Annotated in this window: 4 protein-coding genes; all 4 read left to right on the top strand. The window is 74.9% G+C overall.

Annotated features, from left to right (window positions below; translation table 11 throughout):
* Window positions 1-75: 75 nt before the first annotated feature.
* The 4 genes from tal to pgl all read left to right on the top strand — a co-directional run bounded on the left by tal (window position 76) and on the right by pgl (window position 4,919).
* Window positions 76-1,197, top strand: coding sequence for a transaldolase (gene tal / locus ACRYR7_RS24240; RefSeq protein ID WP_432574853.1), 1,122 nt, complete (start codon window positions 76-78; stop codon window positions 1,195-1,197).
* On the top strand, window positions 1,194-2,729 hold the full coding sequence (gene zwf, locus ACRYR7_RS24235; protein WP_432574851.1) for a glucose-6-phosphate dehydrogenase: 1,536 nt from the start codon (window positions 1,194-1,196) through the stop codon (window positions 2,727-2,729). Before tal ends, zwf begins: the two co-directional genes overlap by 4 nt.
* A 61-nt stretch (window positions 2,730-2,790) precedes the next feature.
* Entirely contained in the window at window positions 2,791-4,170 is a 1,380-nt protein-coding gene (gene opcA / locus ACRYR7_RS24230) for a glucose-6-phosphate dehydrogenase assembly protein OpcA (protein WP_432574850.1), read from the top strand.
* Window positions 4,167-4,919 (top strand): 6-phosphogluconolactonase, encoded by a 753-nt coding sequence (gene pgl, locus ACRYR7_RS24225; RefSeq protein WP_432574848.1) that lies wholly within the window; start codon window positions 4,167-4,169, stop codon window positions 4,917-4,919. Before opcA ends, pgl begins: the two co-directional genes overlap by 4 nt.
* Window positions 4,920-4,968: the final 49 nt, after the last annotated feature.

The following is a 4,968-nucleotide window of genomic DNA, read 5'->3' as shown; positions in this document are numbered from 1 at the left end:
CGTCCCCGGGCGGGGCGCCAGCAGCGAGGGCGCCGTCCCGGCGCCCCGGAGCGCACGAACGGAACGGAGAACCCCGTGAGCAACAACCTCGAGACCCTTCAGCAGCACGGCGTGTCGGTGTGGCTGGACGACCTCTCGCGCGAGCTGACCGACTCCGGCGAGCTGCAGCGGCTGGTCGAGGCCGGCGTGCTGGGCGTGACGTCCAACCCGACGATCTTCGCCAGCGCGCTCGCCAAGGGCGACCGCTACACCGAGCAGGTCAAGGAGCTGGTGGCCGCCGGCGCCGACGTCGAGGAGGCGGTCTTCCAGATCACCACCGAGGACGTGCGCCGCGCCTGCGACGTGCTGCGCCCGGTGTACGACCGCACCGAGGGCCTGGACGGGCGGGTCTCCCTGGAGGTCGACCCGCGCCTGGCGCGCGACACCGCCGGCACCGAGGCCTCCGCCCGCCAGCTGTGGGCCGCGGTGGACCGCCCGAACCTCTACATCAAGATCCCCGCGACCGTCGAGGGCCTGCCGGCCATCACCACGGCGATCAGCGAGGGCATCAGCGTCAACGTCACCCTGATCTTCTCCCTGGACCGCTACCGCGCGGTGATGCAGGCGTTCCTCACCGGCCTGGAGCAGGCGCGCGAGAAGGGCCTGGACCTGTCCGGGATCCAGTCCGTGGCCTCCTTCTTCGTCTCCCGCGTGGACAGCGAGGTCGACAAGCGCCTGGACGCCCTGGGCACCGACGAGGCCAAGGCGCTGCGCAGCAAGGCCGGCCTGGCCAACGCCCGCCTGGCCTACCAGGCGTACGAGGAGGTCTTCGGCACCCCGCGCTGGCAGGTCCTCAAGGAGGCCGGCGCCAAGGCGCAGCGCCCGCTGTGGGCCTCCACCGGCGTGAAGGACCCCAACCTGCCGGACACGCTGTACGTGACCGAGCTGGTCGCCCCGAACACCGTCAACACCATGCCGGGCAAGACGCTGGACGCCACGATCGACCACGCCGAGGTCACCGGCGACACGATCCGCGGCTCCTACGGCGAGTCGCAGGCCGTCCTGGACGACCTCGAGCGCCTGGGCGTGTCCTACACCGAGGTGGTGGACCTGCTCGAGCGCGAGGGCCTGGACAAGTTCGAGAAGAGCTGGGGCGAGCTGCTGCAGACCGTCAACGACGAGCTCGAGCGCGCCCAGACCCAGGCAGAGGCCAAGTGAGTCCCACCTCGGCGGGTCACAACCCGCTGCGCGACCCCCGCGACCGCCGCCTGCCGCGGATCGCGGGGCCGTGCGGGCTCGTGATGTTCGGCGTCACGGGCGACCTGGCCCGCAAGAAGCTCATGCCGGCGATCTACGACCTGGCCAACCGCGGCCTGCTGCCGCCGGGCTTCGCGCTCACCGGCTTCGCCCGCCGCGACTGGGCCGACCAGGACTTCGGCAAGATCGTCTACGACTCGGTGCGCCAGCACGCCCGCACGCCCTTCCGCGAGTCGGTGTGGGCGCAGCTGGCCGAGGGCTTCCGCTTCGTGCCCGGCGAGTTCGACGACGACGAGGCCTTCGACCAGCTGGCCGCGACGGTCGCCGACCTGGACCGCGTGCGCGGCACCGGCGGCAACCACGCGTTCTACATGTCGATCCCGCCGCGGTTCTTCCCCGTGGTCGCCAAGCAGCTGGCCCGCAGCGGCCTGTCCGCGCAGCACGGCGACCAGTGGCGCCGCGTCGTCATCGAGAAGCCGTTCGGCCACGACCTGAGGTCCGCGCGCGAGCTGAACGCGGTGGTCGAGGACGTCTTCCCGGCCGACTCGGTGTTCCGCATCGACCACTACCTGGGCAAGGAGACCGTCCAGAACCTGCTGGCGGTGCGCTTCGCCAACCAGATGTTCGAGCCGCTGTGGAACGCCAACCACGTCGACCACGTGCAGATCACGATGGCCGAGGACATCGGCATCGGCGGCCGCGCCGGCTACTACGACGGCATCGGCGCCGCGCGCGACGTCATCCAGAACCACCTGCTGCAGCTGCTGGCGCTGACGGCCATGGAGGAGCCCGTCTCCTTCGACGCCGCCGACCTGCGCGCGGAGAAGGCCAAGGTCCTCTCGGCGGTGCGGCTGCCCCGGGACCTGTCGCGGTCCACCGCGCGCGGGCAGTACGCGGCGGGCTGGCAGGGCTCGGAGCACGTCAAGGGGTACCTGGACGAGGAGGGCATCCCGCAGGACTCCACCACCGAGACGTTCGCCGCGATCGAGCTGGAGATCGACACCCGCCGCTGGGCGGGCGTGCCGTTCTACCTGCGCGCCGGCAAGCGCCTGGGCCGGCGGGTCACGGAGATCGCGGTGGTCTTCAAGCGGGCCCCGCACCTGCCCTTCGAGCGCACCGCCACCGAGGAGCTGGGGCAGAACGCCCTGGTGATCCGGGTCCAGCCCGACGAGGGCGTGACGCTGCGGTTCGGCTCGAAGGTGCCGGGCACCGCGATGGAGGTCCGCGACGTGACGATGGACTTCGGCTACGGGCACGCCTTCACCGAGTCCAGCCCCGAGGCGTACGAGCGGCTCATCCTGGACGTGCTGCTGGGCGACCCGCCGCTGTTCCCCCGGCACGAGGAGGTCGAGCTCTCCTGGAAGATCCTCGACCCGATCACCGAGTTCTGGGCCCGCAACGGCAAGCCCGAGCCGTACGCCTCCGGCACCTGGGGCCCGGCCTCGGCGGACGCGATGCTCGAGCGGACCGGCCGCGCGTGGCGGCGGCCGTGAGCCCGGCGCGCAGGGGCGCGGCCCCCACGACCGCACAGCACCTCGACGGGGAGCGGACGAAGTGATCATCGACCTGCCCAGCACGTCCACCAGCGCCATCAACAAGGCCCTGGTCGACCTGCGCGACTCGGGCGGCGCGGTCGCCCTGGGCCGCGTCCTGACGCTCGTCGTCGTGACCGACGACGCGCACGCGGAGAACGCCATCGCCGCGGCCAACGAGGCCAGCCGCGAGCACCCGTGCCGGGTGCTGGTGCTGGCCCGCGGCAACAAGCGCGGTGCGGCGCGCCTGGACGCGCAGATCCGCGTCGGCGGCGACGCCGGCGCCAGCGAGGTCGTCGTGCTGCGCGCGTACGGCCCGCTGGTGGAGCACGGGGAGACCACCGTGGTCTCGCTGCTGCTGCCGGACGCGCCGATCGTGGCGTGGTGGCCGGGGGCGGCGCCGGAGGACGTGGGCGCCGACCCCGTCGGGCGCATCGCCCAGCGGCGCATCACCGACTCCGCCGAGTCGCGCGACCCCGCCAAGGCGCTGGAGCAGCGCCGGGCCACGTACCGGGCCGGTGACACCGACCTGGCGTGGACGCGCCTGACGAACTGGCGGGCCCTGCTGGCGGCGGCGCTGGACCAGCCGCCGTTCGAGCCGGTCACCTCCATCACCGTCGCCGGCGCCCCGGACAGCCCCAGCACCGAGCTGCTCGCGGCGTGGCTGAGCGGCAAGCTCGGCGCGCCCGTGGTGCGCGTGCGCACCAAGAAGGGCACCGGGGTGCACAGCGTGCGCCTGGAGCGCCGCTCGGGCGCGGTGGAGCTGGTGCGCCCGGACCAGAACGTGGCCACCCTGACGCAGCCGGGGCAGCCGGACCGGCGCATGGCGCTGGCCCGCCGACCCGTCAAGGACTGCCTGACGGAGGAGCTGCGCCGGCTGGACCCCGACGAGGTCTACGGCGAGGTCCTGCGCGAGCTGCCCAAGGTGGGCACGAAGACCCTGACGGAGCGCGACGCGCAGCGCCAGGGCCGGCTGGCCCCGCCCGGGCAGGCCGCGCGCAAGCAGGCCGCCGCGGAGGCGAAGTCCGCCCGGCTCTCGCGCGCCATGAAGCAGGCCCACCCCGAGGAGCCCACCCAGCGCGTCGGGGGCACCGCGGACCCGAACGTGGAGCACTCCGAGAACGCCTCCGACCGAGGGACCTCCCCCGCGGAGAAGGTGGCGGCGGTGAAGAGGACCGCCGCCGCGGGCCGGCGCACGGCCGCCTCGAAGGGCACCGCGGCGAAGGGCACCGCGGCGAAGGGCACGGCCTCGGGGACCGCCGCGTCCAAGAAGGCCGCACCGGCCCGCAAGGCGGCACCGGCGAAGAAGGCCGCGCCCGCGCGCAAGGCGGCCGCCGCCGGGGAGGCGGCTCCCGCCGCGAGCGGGACGGCCAAGCGCGCGGCGAAGCGGGCGAGCGCGTGAGCGGCGAGGCCCTCGTCGTCGTCCACCCCTCCCCCGACGTCCTGGCGCACGCGACCGCGGGCCGGCTGCTGGCCGCCCTCGCGGACGCCCAGGCCCGGCGCGGGGTGGCGCACGTGTCGCTGACCGGCGGCACGATCGGCGGCAGGACGCTGGAGGCGCTCGCCGCCTCCCCGGCGCGCGACGCCGTGGACTGGCGCCGGGTGCACCTGTGGTGGAGCGACGAGCGGTTCCTGCCCGCCGGGGACCCGGAGCGCAACGCCACCCAGGCGCGCGCGGCGCTGCTCGACGCGCTGGACCTGGACCCGGCGACGGTGCACGAGCCGCCGGCCTCCGACGGCCCGGACGGGGACGACCCCGACGCCGCGGCCGCCCGCTACGCCGCGGAGCTGGCCGCCGCGGCCGACGGCGCGGAGGTGCCCGCCTTCGACGTGCTGCTGCTGGGCATGGGCCCGGACGGGCACGTCGCCTCGCTGTTCCCGCACCACCCGGGGCTGGCGCGCGACGAGTCCAGCGTCATCGGCGTGCGCGAGTCGCCCAAGCCGCCGCCGGTGCGCCTGTCCTTCACCTTCGGCGCGCTGGCCCGCGCCCGCCAGGTGTGGGTCGTGGCCTCCGGCGCGGAGAAGGCCGCCGCCGTGGCCCGCGGGGTCGGCGGCGACGACGTGACCTCCACGCCCGCGGCCGGGGTGCGCGGCACCGAGGCGACGCTGTGGCTGGTGGACGCCGCGGCCGCCGGGGACCTGCCCGGCTGACGGCACCCGCGGCACGACGAAGGCCCCCGCCCGGACACGCCGCGGCCCC

Source organism: Kineococcus gurbantunggutensis, from assembly GCF_050871925.1.
Classification (GTDB): Bacteria; Actinomycetota; Actinomycetes; order Actinomycetales; family Kineococcaceae; genus Kineococcus.
This window is presented reverse-complemented; position numbering and strand designations above follow the sequence as displayed.